14 protein-coding genes are annotated in these 17060 nt (G+C 45.5%); 2 read left to right on the top strand and 12 right to left on the bottom strand.

Annotation, left to right across the window (positions count from 1 at the left end; translation table 11 throughout):
• Positions 1–42 precede the first annotated feature (42 nt).
• Positions 43–966 (bottom strand): YitT family protein, encoded by a 924-nt coding sequence (locus tag AAC033_RS02150; protein WP_339734883.1) that lies wholly within the window; start codon positions 964–966, stop codon positions 43–45.
• Positions 967–1137: 171 nt separating this feature from the next.
• Between AAC033_RS02150 and AAC033_RS02145 the strand changes: the two genes are divergently transcribed.
• A complete protein-coding gene (locus tag AAC033_RS02145) occupies positions 1138–1557 on the top strand; it encodes an STAS/SEC14 domain-containing protein (protein WP_339734881.1) in 420 nt (139 codons plus the stop codon).
• Between the two features lie 214 nt (positions 1558–1771).
• Here AAC033_RS02145 and rplS read toward each other — a convergent pair whose 3' ends face one another.
• Together rplS and AAC033_RS02135 are read right to left on the bottom strand one after the other, a co-directional pair.
• Entirely contained in the window at positions 1772–2119 is a 348-nt protein-coding gene (gene rplS / locus AAC033_RS02140) for a 50S ribosomal protein L19 (protein ID WP_339734879.1), read from the bottom strand.
• 107 nt (positions 2120–2226) lie between these two features.
• Positions 2227–3909 carry a C69 family dipeptidase gene (locus tag AAC033_RS02135; RefSeq protein ID WP_339734877.1) on the bottom strand — a complete coding sequence of 561 codons (1683 nt, stop codon included), beginning with the start codon at positions 3907–3909 and terminating at the stop codon, positions 2227–2229.
• Between the two features lie 328 nt (positions 3910–4237).
• Between AAC033_RS02135 and AAC033_RS02130 the strand changes: the two genes are divergently transcribed.
• On the top strand, positions 4238–4978 hold the full coding sequence (locus AAC033_RS02130) for a flavin reductase (RefSeq protein WP_339734875.1): 741 nt from the start codon (positions 4238–4240) through the stop codon (positions 4976–4978).
• A gap of 5 nt (positions 4979–4983) precedes the next feature.
• Here the strand turns inward: AAC033_RS02130 and AAC033_RS02125 are convergent, their stop codons facing one another.
• From AAC033_RS02125 to AAC033_RS02085, 9 genes are all read right to left on the bottom strand, one after another.
• Positions 4984–6525, bottom strand: coding sequence for an SLC13 family permease (locus AAC033_RS02125; RefSeq protein ID WP_339734873.1), 1542 nt, complete (start codon positions 6523–6525; stop codon positions 4984–4986).
• A gap of 146 nt (positions 6526–6671) precedes the next feature.
• Positions 6672–8168 carry an IMP dehydrogenase gene (locus AAC033_RS02120; protein ID WP_339734871.1) on the bottom strand — a complete coding sequence of 499 codons (1497 nt, stop codon included), beginning with the start codon at positions 8166–8168 and terminating at the stop codon, positions 6672–6674.
• Between the two features lie 282 nt (positions 8169–8450).
• A complete protein-coding gene (gnd, locus tag AAC033_RS02115; protein ID WP_339734869.1) occupies positions 8451–9905 on the bottom strand; it encodes a decarboxylating NADP(+)-dependent phosphogluconate dehydrogenase in 1455 nt (484 codons plus the stop codon).
• 127 nt (positions 9906–10032) lie between these two features.
• On the bottom strand, positions 10033–11157 hold the full coding sequence (gene pdxB, locus AAC033_RS02110) for a 4-phosphoerythronate dehydrogenase PdxB (RefSeq protein ID WP_339734867.1): 1125 nt from the start codon (positions 11155–11157) through the stop codon (positions 10033–10035).
• A 72-nt stretch (positions 11158–11229) separates the two neighbouring features.
• On the bottom strand, positions 11230–12267 hold the full coding sequence (locus tag AAC033_RS02105) for a Gfo/Idh/MocA family oxidoreductase (protein ID WP_339734865.1): 1038 nt from the start codon (positions 12265–12267) through the stop codon (positions 11230–11232).
• Between the two features lie 163 nt (positions 12268–12430).
• Positions 12431–13720, bottom strand: coding sequence for a lactate racemase domain-containing protein (locus tag AAC033_RS02100; RefSeq protein WP_339734863.1), 1290 nt, complete (start codon positions 13718–13720; stop codon positions 12431–12433).
• A gap of 81 nt (positions 13721–13801) precedes the next feature.
• Positions 13802–14884, bottom strand: a complete 1083-nt coding sequence (locus tag AAC033_RS02095) for a PfkB family carbohydrate kinase (RefSeq protein WP_339734861.1) — start codon at positions 14882–14884, stop codon at positions 13802–13804.
• A gap of 100 nt (positions 14885–14984) precedes the next feature.
• Positions 14985–15836 carry an SDR family oxidoreductase gene (locus tag AAC033_RS02090; RefSeq protein WP_339734859.1) on the bottom strand — a complete coding sequence of 284 codons (852 nt, stop codon included), beginning with the start codon at positions 15834–15836 and terminating at the stop codon, positions 14985–14987.
• Positions 15823–16881, bottom strand: a complete 1059-nt coding sequence (locus AAC033_RS02085) for a substrate-binding domain-containing protein (RefSeq protein ID WP_339735038.1) — start codon at positions 16879–16881, stop codon at positions 15823–15825. The genes AAC033_RS02090 and AAC033_RS02085 overlap by 14 nt, the downstream gene beginning before the upstream one ends.
• Between the last annotated feature and the right edge of the window lie 179 nt (positions 16882–17060).

Raw genomic sequence — 17060 nt, 5'->3', positions numbered from 1 at the left:
ATGAATGCTAAATTACTGAATAATCGGAAAGCTAAATGAAAATCAGGAATCAATTTTCATTTTTAGGTTTTGAAACCCTTCCCCAAGTATTTCGCTGGTGTCCATTACCGTAATAAAAGCATTGGGGTCAATTTGCCCGATGTACTGTTCCAGAATGGCTACTTCGCGGCGACTGACCACGGTGTAGATGATTTCTTTTTCTTCGCCACTATACATACCGGTTCCTTTTAGATAGGTGCCTCCGCGTTCAAGATCAACCAGTAGTTTGTGTTTAATTTCGTCGTGTTTGTCTGAAATTATCAGCAGCGCTTTGTTGTAGTTTGAGCCTTCAATAGTGGTGTCGATAGCACGACCGGTAATGTAAATGACCAGCCAGGAATAAAGTGGAATCTGCCATTCGCCAAAAGCTGCAAGTCCCAGTAATACGATCACCGAATCAACATAAATAAGCAATTGGCCCAACTGTAGTCCGGTGTATTTGGCAATGATCATGGCGATGATGTCAGAACCGCCAGAAGTAGCGCGGGATTTAAAGATTAGTCCGAGTCCGAAACCAATGAGCACGCCACCGAAAACACATGAAAGCAGCACATCTTCAACCAAAGGCGCGCTGCCATCAATTCGGAGGTAAGTAATCAGATCCATGAAAACAGAAGAAAGTACAAAGCCAACCACCGTTTTGACACCGAAACGCGGCCCCAGTATTTTTATGCCAGCAATGGTTAGCGGAATGTTCAGCACCAGCCCAAACAATCCAATTGGAATTCCGTCAGGCCAGAACGAGAACACGCCTTCTGTCATGTAGTGCACAACAATGGCAATACCATAAACGCCTCCGGGAACAATTTTGTGAGGGGTAATGAAAAAAACAAATCCAACTGCCAGGATGAATGCTCCGATGGTTATGAAACTATATTCCTTGAACCAGCGAAGGGTAAACAATTTTTCTTTTTGGAGGAATGCCATACGTTTCTGTTTTATGCAAATTAAGCTGAGTATCGGATGATAAGCAGTGATTTTTATCAGCAAAAGCATCATTTGTAGGTTGGTGGAGTGATTTATGGTGTTTTTGAGTGCGGCTCGATGTTTGGGTGAATTTTGTTTGTAAAGAGGTGGAAAAACTTAAAATTGACAGAAATGACAGTGCAAAAAGAATATTTCAATACCCCCAATGTGTACGCTTTCTTCGATCCGGATAATTCCATATTGATTATCCGGTTCTCTGAATCCTGCGGTAACTTATTGGAGCTTGACATCGATTACGAGAGAAGAAAGATTGAGCGCATCGTCGAAAAACATCGACCGTCGGCCATGCTGACTGACCTTTCAGCTTGCACCTACTATACTTCGGGCGAGCACATCCGTTGGTATGAAAATACACTGTTTCAGCGATTAAAGGGTTTGCCGGTAAAAAAGATCGCCGTGGTTGTTCCGAGTAATCTTTTTGTACATGCCACCATTGAGGCAGCCCGGTTCTCTATGGAAAATCCCATGTCTGACGTTCAATATTTTATGGATAGCGAAAAAGCTTTCAACTGGCTTTCATTCCAATCATGATTGGCCTGCTGCGTGGTTAAATAGCCACACCTGTAGATGAGGTTTCTCATGGTGAAAGTTTTCTTGACGCGCCTCTTGCCGGGTGGCTTTTTTTATTCATTATTTCTGTGAAAAAAAGGATACTCTGTATGGAATGGGAGCTGACCGGAAGCCTGGGGAAATAACCAAAAAAAGGCCCTCAATTGAAGGCCTTTTTATATCATAAATTCTAATCTTAGAATCGTTTTTCTTTGATTCTCGCTTTTTTACCAGTACGCTGACGCTGGTAAAAAATACGTGCACGACGCACACTACCGGTCTTGTTAATGTCAATTCCTTCAATAAAAGGAGAAGTCATTGGGAAAATACGCTCAACACCAATGTTTCCCGACATTTTACGAACAGTAAAAGTCTTGTTTGTTCCGGCACCTTTCACCTGAATAACTACACCGCGGAAGTCCTGAATACGTTCTTTGTTTCCTTCCTTAATCTTGTAGTGTACAGTGATGGTATCACCTGCGCTAAATTTTGGTAGGTTGTTTTCAACCTCAAAAGCTTTTTCGGCTACTTTAATTAAATCCATCGTTCTAAAGTTTAAAGCAATGTTACACAGCTGCAGTGTAAGAGATTGCATAATTTGGCGCAAAATTAGCAATATTTGCGGTCCTGCAAAACATTTATGTTTTATTTTTAGTGTGAAGCGCCGTCAATTACCTTGAAATGATCTCCGGTGCTTTTTATAATCGCTTCGTACCACCATTCCGGATATCCAGGGAAATCAGGAGATGCCGGTAAACCATATTCATTTCTCAAGAACTGGCCGTTTTTCTCTTTTTTTACATTTCCATCCATGTACTTGACAATGAGGTAATGTGATAGCTTCTTCCAGTCTGCGGTCATGTTGTTGGCTTCATTCATGGAGTATTGAGTCAGAAACTCGCGTGCTTTGGCCCGGCCTTGCTTTTCGAGGAGCAGTTTGGCTGCCTGATCAATTGCTGGAGTGTAAGCAATAAATTTGCCTTCAATTTCAGCCTGACGCTCGCGGATGTGCTTGATCATGTCATCGTAGCGCAAGTAGGCAAAGTTGGTCACTGTGTTGAAGATCCAAAAAGCTGATGTTTCAGAATAGTTCAGCAAATCGCCATTGCCAACGGCAAAGCACTCGGGAATTTCGGTTATGCCGCAATACATGGGCGCGTAGCAGGTGCTGTAAGTATCATCAACGCCAAACCAAAGGATCCCGCCAATGGGGTCGGGCAGCCACGATCGGCTTTGGGAAACGAACGAAAACCCGGTTTGCTGGGTTGAAATAGCGCGTTCGTTGCAGTATTCAACTGAATCGACTTCCCAAGTTAGCCCGCGCCAGCGGTAAGGCAAAGCATGTGGGCCTGCTCCAAGATCCTGGGTCATGTCCAGTTCCGTACCTTCAAAGTGGTCGCGCATCATTTCCATCACATCTTTAACCGATAGCTTTTTGTCGGGCTTTATCCAAAGAGGCATGCGGTTGGTCGCGTAGTTGGTAGTTGTATCGTACTCAACCAGACCTTTGGCGTAGTTGGTGTATTGGTCCATTCCTTCCGCTACTTTATTAAACCCGGCCCAAACCCGCGCTTCGCAGAAACGGGCGCCGCCAAAATCAACCGGTGCATAAACATCCGAAAAGCTAAAGTCTTTATTGACGCCGTCATACCATCCTTTTTCGCGGGCAAAAGAGATGACATCTTTTGAGTACACGCAGTTTTGCGAATCGTTTAAAGGGAAAGTGGTAATCCTGGCTTGGTTAGCATGACCGCTGATATATCCGTCAGGAACGCGGACAGCTACCCACACAGCACCTTTCTCTCCCTCTCCTTTGCCAATCATCTCCAAAATCCATACTTCATTTGGATCAGCAATTGAAAAAGACTCACCAGAACTGTAATAGCCATGTTTTTCAACCAGGTCAGTCATTACTTCGATTGCCTCCCGGGCGGTTTTTGCACGTTGAAGGGTGACGTAAATCAAGCTTCCATAATCCATAATAGCTCCTGATTGGCTTCCCAGCTCCTTGCGTCCGCCAAAGGTTGTCTCACCTATTGCCAATTGAAATTCATTCATGTTTCCAACGACACTGTACGTGTGTGCCACCTCGGGAATGACTCCCAGTAACTTCCCGGTGTCCCATTCGTGAATTTGGCGGGTGGCTCCTTCGGGATGGTCAGCAGCCGGCTGGAAGTATAACTCGCCATATAGGCTGTGCGAGTCGGCGGCATAAGTAATCATGGTTGATCCGTCGACCGAAGCACCTTTGGTGACCAGAAAATTGGTACAAGCCCAGCTGTATACTGAGCCAATCAAAATAAAAAAGGCAATTGCACTTATTCTTTTTCTCATTATTATTCGTTTTAAATTTCTCTGTTTTGGGAGTTCAAAATCAAGGCTCCTAAAAAAGCGAAAAAAAGGCTGAATTAAAAATGAGTAAACTCAAAAACGGGTCGATTTCTGCTTTTTCGATTGATTTATCGACTGATTGCAACGGGATGACTTAAAACCGATCAGGGACGCCAGGCTTTTTCTGCCTCATTTAACGAGTTATTTTTTGTGAAAGTCTGTCAAAAATCACCAAATTTAGGGACTCAAAAGAAATCAATGGGAATTCAATCGTTAAAGTAATGTGTGTTTTTTATTGTTAATACGAATATTTGATTAAAATTACAGAGGAATGAAATACAAAGCTTTTCATAAAATGTCATACGGTATGTATCTTGTAGCCACCGAGTTGAATGGGAAAAAATCGGGCTACATTGCCAATACCGCTTTTCAGGTAACAAACTCTCCGGAACAGGTTGCCATTTCGTGTCACAAGAGCAATCAAACAACTGATATGATTCGTGAAGCCGGCGCTTTTTCAGTGTCCATTTTGAAGCAGGAACTGGATGTCAAATTGATTGGCAACTTTGGTTTTATGTCGGGCACCGACATGGATAAGTTTCAGGATGTGAAAACGCAAACGGCAAAAACCGGTATGCCCATCGTATTGGACGAATGTGTGGCCTGGCTGGACTGTAAGGTTACCCAAACCGTTGATGTGGGATCGCACTGGCTGATTATTGGTGAAGTAGTGGACAGCGACGTGGTTTTGGACGAGGAGCCCTTGACTTACAAGGTCTATCGTGAGAAGTATAAAATGTTTTCACCGAAGAATTCTCCGACTTACATTGAACGGGACACCTTAGATCAGGAAGAAGCTGAAGCGAAGAAAGAAGAAGAGGAGCAGAAGCCTGACGTAGCTGCTAAACCGGATGCTGAGCCACATGTTTGCCTGATTTGTGGTTATACCTATGATCCGGAAGTGGGGGATCCAAGCATGGGAATTCCCCCGGGAACACCGTTTGAAGATTTGCCTGACGATTATAAATGCCCGATTTGTAACGCGGCGAAAGAGTATTTTAAGAAAGTATAGGGTTGTTAGTGGCCCATCGTTTTGGCTCCCTCAACCGCCCATTCAGGATAACTCGTCAGGTCGATGGGGAGTACTGCAGGGCCCCAAAACAAGGTCAGCAAGGTAATTAAAACAATGGCAATCAGGTTCAGGACGAAACCTGCCTTCATCATTTCCATCATCGATAGTTTGCCTGTGCTGAAAATAATGGCATTTGGGGGAGTTGCCACCGGAAACATAAAAGCCATGGAGGCTGCCAGGGTAACCGGAATCATCAATAGCAGGGGGTTGACCTGGATTTCCGTGGCCAAACCCGAAATAATCGGCAGCATCATTTCGGTTGTTGCTGTATTGGACGTGAACTCCGTCAGCCCGCTCATCATTGCGGTGACGACTCCGATCAACCCAAGGTTCGACAGGGATTTTGCTTCGGCTAGTTGGTTGCCAATGTAGGCCGACAGGCCTGATTCGATAAAGCCGTTGGCCAGCGCAAAGCCCCCTCCAAAAAGAAAAACAATGTTCCAGGGAATTTTTTTCGTGATTTCCCAGGTAACCAGCCCTTCATTTTTTTGTTTTGAGGGAATAACAAACAACAACACCGCGACAAAAATGGCGATGGTGCCATCATTAATGAATTGCGGGTGCTTAAAAATGGCACTCCACCCGGGAATTGATAAACTCCCCAATTCAATTTCTTTTCTGAAAAACCAAAGAAAAATAAGCAGGCAAAATAAAGCCAGCACGCGTTTTTCGTTGGTGGAAACCGGCCCCAGTTCCTCGTATCTTTTTATGAAGAAGTTCTTCTTCAGGTTTGACATTTCCGGACTGGGTTTGTACCGGAAATACAGGAATAGCAAGGTAATTACAAACATGGCAATAGTAAGCGGCAAGGCAAAAAGGGCCCATTGTCCAAAGGATATTTCGGGTCCTGCTGGAAAGATAATCTCAAAGATCCGGACAAACGACAGGTTAGGTGGCGTGCCCACCAAGGTGCTGATTCCACCGATTGAACAGGCATAAGCAATGCTGAGCAACAAGCCGGTGCGATATCGATGGATGTGCTCTTCGCCGACCACCTCAGTCAAGGCTGTAATTACAGAAAAAGCAATTGGAAGCATCATCATGGCGGTGGCCGTATTCGACATCCACATGGATAAAAAGGCGGCTGCAAACATAAAACCAAACAAAATCATGATAGGCTTGCTTCCTGTGAGGGACAGGATTTTTAGGGCAATGCGCTTGTGCAGATTCCATTTCTCGAGTGCCAGGGCCATGATGAACCCACCAATATACAGGAAGATGATGTAATTGATGTACGAGTTGGAAATGGTTTTCCCGTCCAATACGCCCAATGCCGGAAAAAGCAAGATGGGGAGGAGGGAGGTCACGCCAATGGGCAATGCCTCGGTGACCCACCACAAGGCAATAAGCACCGCAATGGCCGCGGTGTAGGTTACTTCCGGCGAGCCAGGTTTCAGATCGATAAAAAAAAGGATTCCAAAGAAAATGATCAGGCCGGCAAAAATAATTTTGAATTTGACGGTTGGGTTAGATTCTGGTTTAGTCATAGTTGCAGCAGTCAAATAGTCTAAATTTAGCTAAACTTTCAACGGATTGACCCTCTTATTGTTCACGCTTTATCAAGTCAGTTTAAGACAAAAAAATCCCGGACGATTGTGGTGGCCCGGGATTTTGTAGCTTGTATAGGTTATGCTTACATGTTGGCATCTTTCAGAATCACGTCGTGTGCACCGCCTTCGACAATGCTGGTTGCTGACACCAGCGTGATTTTGGCTTCGTCTTTTAGTTGCTGAATGGAAATAGCACCACAGCTGCACATGGTTGATTTCATTTTTCCCAGAGTAATGTCGAGGTTGTCTTTCAGCTTTCCGGCGTAGGGAACGTAGCTATCTACGCCTTCTTCGAATTTAAGGCCGGAGCTTCCGCCCATGTCGTAACGTTGCCAATTGCGTGCCCGGTTCGATCCTTCTCCCCAGTACTCTTTCACATAGCGGTTGTTGACCATCAATTTACGGGTCGGACTTTCGTCAAAGCGGGCAAAGTAGCGGCCCATCATCAAAAAGTCGGCTCCCATGGCCAGCGCCAGCACCATGTGGTAGTCCTGCACAATGCCACCATCGGAGCAGATGGGGATGTAAGTTCCTGTTTTTTCAAAGTATTCGTCGCGGGCTTGGGCCACTTCAATAATGGAGGTTGCCTGTCCGCGGCCAATACCTTTTTGTTCGCGGGTTATGCAAATCGATCCGCCGCCAATTCCCACTTTAATAAAATCGGCCCCTGCTTCGGCCAGGTATAAAAATCCATCTTTGTCAACCACGTTTCCAGCACCAATTTTTATTTCACCCTGGTATTCTTTTTTGACGTATTCAATGGTTTCCCGTTGCCAGGCCGAAAAGCCGTCAGATGAGTCTACGCAAAGCAGATCGGCTCCTGCCGCCACCAGGGCGGGGACACGTTCTTTGTAGTCGCGGCTGTTGATTCCGGCCCCAACCATCAGTTTCTTGTTCGTATCTGATAGTTCGTTCGGGTATTCTTTGTGGCTTTCGTAGTCCTTCCGAAAGACAAAATATTGCAGGTTTTGATTCTGATCAATAATTGGCAGGCTGTTCAGTTTATGGTCCCAAATCACATCGTTGGCTTCGTTCAATGTCATCCCAAGCTGGCCTGTAATCAACTTGTCGAAGGGAGTCATAAAATCGTTTACCTTTTTATCCAGCGGATCGCGTGTCGTTCTGAAGTCGCGTCCGGTGACAATGCCCAGCAATTTGCCGTTGGGCGAGCCGTCTTCCGTAATTCCCAAAGTGGAGTGGCCTGTTTCTTCGATCAGTTTAATCACATCAGCCAGCGTATGTTTCGGGGTCAGGTTCGAATCGCTGACAACGAATCCGGCCTTAAATTTTTTCACTTTGCGCACCATTTCGGCTTGTGTGTCGATGGGTTGCGAACCAAAAATAAAGGAAAGCCCGCCGTTGCGCGCCAAGGCAATGGCCATATTGTCGTCGGACACAGATTGCATGATGGCCGAAACAAAGGGAACATTCAGCTCCATGCTTGGTTTTTCACCTTTTTTGAAACTTACCAAAGGCGCTTTTAATGAGACGTTTTCGGGCAGGCATGTTTTATCGGTTAGTCCGGGAATCAGCAGATATTCACTAAAGGTTCTGGAAACTTCGTTTGAGTACTTGGCCATAATCTATCAGCTTTTGGATTGAAAAATTGCGCAAAACTACGATATTTTTACAAAGAACCGGAGCTTTTGGTTTAAAAACAAGCAATAATTTGTATGAATTAAGCGGTTGACTCGATTTATATCGTGGGCTACTCAAGTTGTTCGCTTAATAACGGACTGCAACATAAAAAATGTGCGGTGAGGGCTCCTCTTTATGTTGAAACCTCACCACAAAAAAAAGAGCCAGCTCCTCGAATTCAGAGGCTGGCTATTTTTCGTTGCTCTTCCGCTATCGGAAAGCTTTTATACTTCGTAAGTTGACGAAGCGGTGTCGCCTCCGCGTCCGGTCCAGTTGGTGTGGAAGAACTGGCCGCGCGGTTTGTCCGTGCGTTCGTAGGTGTGTGCGCCAAAATAGTCGCGTTGAGCCTGCAACAGGTTGGCTGGCAAACGCTCGCTGCGGAAGCCATCGAAATAGCACAGGGCTGATGTGAGCGCAGGTACAGGGATTCCATTTGAAAGGGCTGTAGCGCAAACACGTCGCCATCCCACCTGGGCAGCCTCTACTTTTTCTTTGAAATAAGGATCAAGTAGTAAGTTTGCCAGGTTCGGATTGTTGTCGAATGCAGTTTTGATATCAGCCAGGAAAACCGAGCGGATAATACAACCGCCGCGCCACATTAGGGCGATACCTCCGTAGTTCAGGTTCCAGCCATATTCTTTGGCGGCTTCCATCATCAGGTTATAACCTTGGGCATACGAAATAATTTTAGCTCCGAATAAAGCGTTTTTCAAGTCGTCAATCATTTGGGCTTTGTCGCCTTCAAACTTGGCAACTGGTCCGTTAATTACGTTTGAAGCTTCTACGCGCAGGTCTTTTTGAGCCGAAAGGCAACGGGCAAAAACTGATTCGCCAATCAGGGTCAATGGAATTCCGAGGTCGAGAGCCGAGACGCCTGTCCATTTTCCGGTACCTTTTTGCCCGGCGGTGTCCAGAATCTTTTCAACCAACGGTTCGCCATCTTCATCTTTAAATCCAAGAATATCGCGGGTAATCTCAATCAGGTAGGAGTCCAGTACATCGTCGTTCCATGCTTTAAAAACTTCGTGCATTTCATCGGCACTCATGCCCAGCATTTCTTTCATTAACTGGTAGGCTTCGCAAATGATTTGCATGTCGCCATACTCAATTCCGTTGTGAACCATTTTTACGAAATGTCCGGCGCCATCTTCACCAACCCAGTCGCAGCAAGGCTCACCATCTTCTACTTTGGCGGCAACGGCCTGGAAAATTTCTTTGACCGCCGGCCATGCTGCAGGCGATCCACCTGGCATCATGGAGGGGCCTTTTAACGCGCCTTCCTCACCGCCCGAAACACCAGTTCCAATGTAAAGCAGACCTTTGCTTTCCACGTATTTGGTCCGGCGAATGGTGTCGGGAAAATGCGAGTTTCCGCCATCGATAATGATATCACCTTCTTCCAGGTGAGGGATGATCAATTCGATAAAATCATCGACGGGTTTACCGGCTTTGACCAGCATCATTACTTTGCGTGGTTTTTCCAGCGAAGCACAAAGTTCTTCGATTGAATGCGCCCCGATGAAATTTTTACCTGCACCACGTCCATTAACGAATTTGTCTACTTTATCAACGGTACGGTTGAATACGGCTACCGTGTAGCCTTTGCTTTCCATGTTTAAAACCAGGTTCTCGCCCATCACGGCCAATCCTATTAAACCGATGTCTGCTAATTTTTTCATTTTTTATTCCTTTAAATAGTTGTTATTTGTTGTGGTTCTTTGTCATTTGTTGCCATTCAATAGTCAATTAATCATCGGGCACACCAACAATGAATGGCCATCAATGACTAGCAATGACGATGAGTGATTATGCTATTTTAAATCCTATTTGTTTCAATTTCTCTAACGTCTCTTTTGATGTATGTTTATGTTGAATTGTGAAAACCGGGAATTCTCTTCGAACGGGATAATCACCCCTTAATGTCTCAAAATCATCTGGATTTTCCCGCAGGCGTTTGTCGTCTTCACGAATATCGTAAGTGAACAAAACCGCTTCGCGAAGGATCTCTTCTTCTGCGCGATTCAAACTGTCCAACTGAAGAATTGTTTGCTCAGGCAAGTCAACCCCTTGCGGTTGCCAATCGTCAATTCCAAGCTTGAAAAACCGGCTTATGGCTTGCACGCTCATGGTGGTTCCGTTAGCTTTTCCGTCTTTCGAATAGCCAGCAATATGTGGTGTTGCTATATCAACCAGCTGAAGCAAGTTCTGGTCAATATTTGGTTCGCGTTCCCAGCAATCTAAAACTGAACCCGAAATTTGTCCACGTTGAATGGCCGTTTCCGCGGCAAACGTGTCGACTACTTCGCCACGACAACTGTTTAGAATGATTGGTTGGCGCTCCAGTGCGTTGAAAAATAGGGTGTCGGCCATGTGGAAAGTTGCATCTTCGCCATGCATGGTCAAAGGTACATGAAACGAAATGATGTCGGACTTGGAAATAATCTGCTGAAAGCTGACAAACTGCTCTGGCCCTTCTTTTCGTTCGCGAGGCGGGTCGTTCAGCAAAACCTCCATGCCCAGTAATTCACAAACGCGTGCTACTTTGGAACCAACCTGTCCAACGCCAACAATACCGATGGTTTTTCCTTCCAACTCAAAACCTTTTTTTTTAGCCAGGACAAATAGTGCAGAAAGGACGTATTGCTCTACTGACTTGCTATTGCAGCCTGGGGCGTTGGTCCATTCAATTCCGGCCTGTTTGCAATATTCTGTGTCTATATGATCGTATCCAATGGTGGCCGTGGCGATGAATTTAACCGAAGAACCTTTCAGCAGTTGTTCGTTACAAATGGTACGGGTGCGGGTTACAATGGCATCGGCGTCTTTCACCACTTCCGGAGTGGTTTTCGCTCCCGGAAGATAAACCACGTCACCGAATGGTTCGAAAGCTCCCCTGATGTATGGTATTTTATCGTCAATTATAAACTTCATTGGTTTGATTTTGCCTTAGTTTTAACTTGTTAAAAAAATCAATCTTCGTTGAATTTTAGCGCTTTGTTTTTGTTAGAATCGGCAACTGCCTTTTTCTCTTGTGTTTTCAGACGGTTTGTTTTTATAATAATTCTTCACCATTTCATCGAGTACTGCATTGGTGCGTGCTGCTGTTTCTCCGGTGCTCACACATTCTCCTTCGCCGCGCAAAGCCTGAACAACTTGTTTGATAAGGTGATGCGAAATATTTTCAGGATTTTGAAAACCGAAACTGATGGTTCCTTTATCAGTCGTTAAAAGCAAGTCGTCATGACTGAAACTCGGAAGGTTTATTTTTCCTTTGGTGCCAATGATTTCCAGATCGTCTTTCGTTGCGGATTCGTCGGCAACAAAACACCAATGGCCCGTTCCCGTCACGCCGTTTTCGAATGCAAATGCACCGGTTACGGTATCTTCAGCTTCGTATAAGCCTGCTTGGTTAACCGCAATGCCATGAACTTCGGTAACCGGGCCAAAAAGAAAGTCGAGAAAATCAAATTGATGTGAGGCCAGGTCAAAAAAGTGTCCGCCGCCGGCCACTTCCGGGTTGACCCTCCAATTATGTGCTTCCGGAGCTTTCCCCTGCTCTGTTGCGCTCTTGATGAGGGTAACCGCGACACTGAGCGGCTGACCGATGATTCCGTTGTCAATGAGTTCTTTCATTTTCAGAAAGGCTGGCAAAGTACGCCGGTAGTAGGCCACAAAAAGTGGCATTTTGGTTTCTTTCGACACTTTAATCATTTCACGGCATTCGGCGTAGTCTAGTGCCATGGGTTTTTCTACATAAACTGGTTTTCCGGCACGCATCGCCTGAATGGCATATCCAGCATGCGTATCGGGTGGAGTAGCGATGTAAATGGCGTTGATCTCCGGGTCGTTGATCAGGTCGTCAGCGATATGATAACATCTGGGTACGCCATGTCGCCGGGCATAGTCAGCCGCCTTTTCCTTGTTCCTGCGCATGACTGCCACGAGTCTGGAGTGTTCTGTTTTTTGAAAAGCCGGCCCGCTCTTCACTTCGGTTACATCTCCACAACCAATGATGCCCCAATTAACTTCTGTAAGTTCCATTGAAAATTCCAAATTTCAAGTTCCAAATTTCACGAGCCTTACCCACACTGACTTCTATTCAAAGGATAGGGGTAGAACAGCTCTTCTTTATAAGGCTTCTCATCTCAGAGCCATATGCTTATTGCTCTCTGACTGCTCTCCTTTGGAGACGTCGGGATGGCCTTCAATACTTAAACCGGTCTTTAAAAGCCCACAAGCCAATGGCTGGGTTCGAGATGTAAAAAATTTCCTCCCCATTGGGTAGGATATTGTACCCGTCTTTCAATTTCGCCGGATTGTATCGTGCTGTGATTTCGTCGATATCTGCATAGTGAAATCCAACGCCTTCGATTTCTTCTTTGGTCAGATTTTCAGGCTTTTTGCCTGGGCAGTAGGTAATACTGAACCGACCCTCAGAAGACCCATGGATCAAGTGAGCAGCCGCGCTTAAATTATGGCGCAATTCTTCGTTTTCATCGCAGGCTTTTAGTGTGGCTGGCGTTCCAAAGTAACCGTATTTCCGAATTAGGCGGTCGATCTCTTTATCTTCGCCAAATTCTTTTAGGGCAGGTGCCAACACGATAAGTTCACCTCCATCGTCAATAGCCATGCGGGTGCGGTAAACCGATTTATTTCCCAGCCAGGTTGATTTAAATTCCGTTGGGTCGAGCCAAACCACCACCTTTTTCAGCGGTTTGTCAAGCATTTCAAAATTGACCTGGAGCGAAAGTTTGGCCGCTTTATCGAAAACTTCATAATCGTCGCCGATAAACAGTCCGCGGGCTTTTACTTTGCCATCAGTTTTATCGAGTCCAACCACGGTTTGTACATACAGAATGGGCATGTGGTTGGTGAAATTATCCGACGCGTAGTTGAAAATCTTACGTACCGGGGTATCGGCATGACCCATCATTCGCTCCATTCCGTAAGCTGCTCCAATAAAATGACTTTTATTGATCCCTTCTACGCCGCCTGTCCCCACAAATACGTTTTTGTTATAATTGGCCATACCTACCACTTCGTGTGGAACAACCTGCCCAATGGACAAAATCAGGTCAAAATTGCCTGATAGCAGTAATTTGTTGACTTGCGCCGGCCAGGGAAAGTCAACCGCTCCTTCCGATACTTCTTTGACAAACTCAGCAGGCACCTCGCCCACATTGACCACATCATTTCGCCAGTCGTGCTCGCGGATCAGCGATTTGGGCAAGCTTCCAAACATGTGGGCAATCTGCTCGTCGGTCATTGGTGTGTGGGTGCCCAGGGCAGGCAGCACATCCGTCAGTTTATCGCCATAGTACTGCCACGTGAATTCGGTTAGCTCGCCGGAGCGGCTGGGCAGTCGTGTATAATCCGGCGGAATGGCCAACACCTTGTTGATACCTTTCAGCTGATCAAACGCGGCATATAACCCCTTTTTAAGGTCCTCGCCCGTTAACTCGTGATCTGGTGATCCTATTTCATAATAAAGCATGATAATACAGTTTAAGATTTCGGATTGCGAGCTACAAGTTGCGAGTTCCCAATAACTCGCAACCCGAAACTCGCAACTCATTTATCGTTTTACCCTCGCGTTGCCTTCCCAAATGCTCCAAACCATGTCTTCGTCGGCTGGTTGGGCGTAGTCAGTCAGGAAGGTTGTTGCCATTGCGCCGGTTGCCCAACCAAATTGTGGCCATTTTTCAGCATCCCAGCCTTTCAGGATTCCGTAAAGCAAACCGCCAACAAAGCCATCGCCCCCGCCAATGCGGTCGAGAACGTTAATTGTTCTTGGTTGAATGACTTGCCAGTTGTTTTCGCCTTCCAGCATTATGGCGCCCCATAAATGCTCATTCACGCTGACAACCTCACGCAAGGTGGTGGCAAATACAGAGGCGTTGGGGAAGGCTTCTTTGACGCGACCAATCATGCCTTTAAAACCGTCGATCTCCGCTTCAATGCCTTTACCTCCTGCCTCAGGGCCTTTGATTCCCAAGCAAAGCTGGAAATCTTCCTCGTTACCAATCAGTATATCTGATACGGAAGCAATCTCCGTAAAGTTGTCACGCAATTCTTGATCACGGCCTTTCCAGAATGAAGCCCGGTAATTCAAATCGAATGAAATGCGCGTGCCGTGCTTCTTCGCCGCCCGGGCTATTTCGAGACAAAATGTACTGGTTTCAGGAGAGAGAGCAGCAATCAATCCTGAAAGGTGTACGATCTGTACGCCTTCTTCTCCGAAAATACGCTCCAGATCAAAATCTTTGACATTCAACGTGCGGCCAACTTCGCCAGCCCGGTCGTTGTGTACACGGGGCCCACGCGAGCCATAACCGCTGTCGGCAATGTTAAACTGGTGGCGATATCCCCAAGGATCGTCCTGGGCCACTTCAGGGCCTTCATAGTCCATGTGGCGGCTTTTCAGGTTGCTCTTGATAAATTGTGCAATGGGACTTCCTTTTACAAAAGTGGTCAACACTTTCACCGGAAGTCCGAGGTACGAAGAAATGCTGGCTACATTGGTTTCAGCACTTGTTGCCTGCATTTTAAACGTGTCGCTGCTATGCACGGGTTGCCCGTTTATCGGGGTAATACGTACCCCCATACTTGTTGGTACCAACAAGGAATAGTTACAATCTTTCTTTAATTCGAAACTCATATTTTAGATAATTAGATTACTGGATATTAGATGACCGGATAATCAGTCATTAGCTGATCAGAAATGACTCATAATTAATGACCATGGACTAGTGCCCAAATTACACCCCTCCAAAGGCGCTGTAGCCGCCATCAACAGGAAGCACGATTCCAGTGATGAAGCTGGAGATGTCTGAGATCAGGAACAAGGTAGCTCCTTGCAAGTCTTCAGGTTCGCCAAATTTCCCCATAGGTGTATTGTCTACGATTTTTTGTCCGCGAGGGGAGAAGTTGCCTGTTTTTTCATCGGTTACCAAAAAGCGGTTTTGATTGGTGATGAAAAAGCCGGGGGCAATGGCGTTTACGCGAATGCCCATTTTAGCAAGATGTACTGAAAGCCATTCAGTGAAATTATTGACCGATGCTTTGGCTGCCGAATAAGCTGGAATTTTTGTCAGGGGTTTGTAAGAGTTCATCGATGAAATATTCAAAATTACCCCTTTTTTGTTTTTCAGCATGTCCTTGGTGAACACCATCGACGGCAGCAGCGTACCTTTGAAATTCAAGGCAAAAACCTTGTCGAAACCGTCCATTTCAAGTCCATAAAACGTGTCTTCCAAATTGTCAAGATTTTCCTCTAGTATTTGTTCGACTTTAGTCGTGGCTGACGGATGGTTTCCTCCAGCGCCGTTGATCAGGATTTCAACCGGGCCAAGTTTTTCCTTAATCTCTTCATTGGCTTTTTCAAGCGATTCCCTATCCAGAACATTGCCTTCAACCCCGATAACCTGAGCGTTGAATTCGGCGGCTATTTCTGCGGCAACTTGCTCAGCCCTATCTTTTTGAATATCGGCAATAGCAATTTTAACACCCACTGAAGCCATGGCTTTCACCATTTCAAGTCCTATAACGCCGGCTCCTCCGGTAATGACACATACTTTGCCGCTTAAATCTTTAAAACTAATTGGTTCCATAATTATTTGAATTAAACTCCTGGTAAAAATCCAGGTTCTCTTTGGTTACAATATCAATTGAAGTATAATTTTCTGAAGCTACTGTCTTCTTCAGAATGAGATGTTGAAACAAGGTGATAATCGATTGATGGCCCTGTTCTTCAGGACGCTGACAAATCAGGAAGTCCACTATATTTTTACGTACATACTCCCTGTTGGTTGGAATCAGGTCGTGTCCAATCAGCCTGATGTCATGCAAGTCGTTCTTTTCCAGGTATTCGGCCACTTTGTAAACCTGGGAATTGGTCACGAAAATTCCTTTCACATCGCCAGCTTTTTTGATCCCGGCTTCAATCGGAGCAAAATAATCATCACTGGCCGGGTCATTGATCTCGATGGTCGTGATATGCCGTTTTGAAGGTTTTTCTTTTCTTTTGAAATAATCGTAAAAGCCTAGTTCTCTTTGTACCAAGTGGTTCTGGTTGTCCATTTCCTTGGCAAAATGAATGATTAAAACTGAAGCGTCAACAGGCACCGAAAAGTCAAGCAATTTGGCCGCCAGCATGCCACTTTGAAACGAATTCTGGCCAATGTAGCTGATCTTGCTGCTATCCTGAATGTTTGAGTCAATAAACACAAACGGAATTTCGCGCTCTTCCAGGCTTTTAATAAACGCCTTGGATTCGCGCGAGAAGAACGGTGCTAAAACGACACCATCGTGCTGCTCCTGTAAAAGTTCGTGGGCTTTCTCCTTGAAAAAAAAGGGATCGGTTTGCTTAAACTGGTAGATTTTAATTTCTATACCGTATTGCTGAATCTCGTTAAAAGCCTGTCTGATTCCAATCAGCGGCTTGCTCCAGTATGCTTCTTCCGTTTGAGGCTCAGGAATCAGAACTCCCAGCGAATAAACTTTCTTGGAAGCTAGCGTGCTGGCCAGAATATTGGGCTGGTAATCGAGCTCTTCAATAATTTGCATGATCTTTTCGCGTGTGGCAGGTGAAACCTCGCCTCGCTTATGAATCACCCGATCAACCGTGCCAATCGAGACATTTGCTTTCTCTGCAATGTCCTTAATTCGTATTCTTCTTATCGGTTTGATAGCTTTTTTCTTTTAGTTTAAAAAATCTTAGACCAACAAAGCTATGGAATTTTTTTTAGACTCGTGTGCGAACACGGGAAAAACTATTTTATAACATTTTTCGATCGATTTTTGATTTTTTCTATGGATTTGCAAAAGAAATGTTC

The organism is uncultured Sunxiuqinia sp., from assembly GCF_963974515.1.
GTDB lineage: Bacteria > Bacteroidota > Bacteroidia > Bacteroidales > Prolixibacteraceae > Sunxiuqinia.
Note: the sequence above shows the minus strand (reverse complement) of the source record. Positions and strands in the feature narration are given on the sequence as shown.